The sequence below is a fragment of the Thalassolituus sp. UBA6592 genome (assembly GCF_002433655.1).
GTDB lineage: Bacteria > Pseudomonadota > Gammaproteobacteria > Pseudomonadales > Oceanobacteraceae > Venatoribacter.
Map to the genome: position 1 here is coordinate 59,698 of NZ_DJIO01000146.1, position 255 is coordinate 59,952.

Below are 255 nucleotides of genomic sequence, written 5' to 3' on the forward strand. Positions count from 1 at the left end.
TTACCCATACCGATCGGCCAGGTCACCGGTGAACATTTGATTTTCAGAACTGTTTCGATTTCATCCAGCACCTCAATATGGTCACGCACTTCGCGGTCCATTTTGTTGATGAAGGTGAAAATCGGCGTGTCGCGCAAGCGACAGACGTCCATCAGTTTGATGGTCCGGTCTTCTACACCCTTGGCGCCATCGATCACCATCAGTACGGAGTCAACGGCGGTCAGAGTACGATAGGTATCTTCCGAGAAGTCTTCG

General features: G+C 51.0%; 1 protein-coding gene. It reads right to left on the reverse strand.

Annotated features, from left to right (window positions below; genetic code table 11):
- A partial coding sequence (locus tag B2Z72_RS14715) for a GTP-binding protein (RefSeq protein ID WP_297005186.1) occupies positions 1 to 255 on the reverse strand: 255 nt, incomplete at both ends.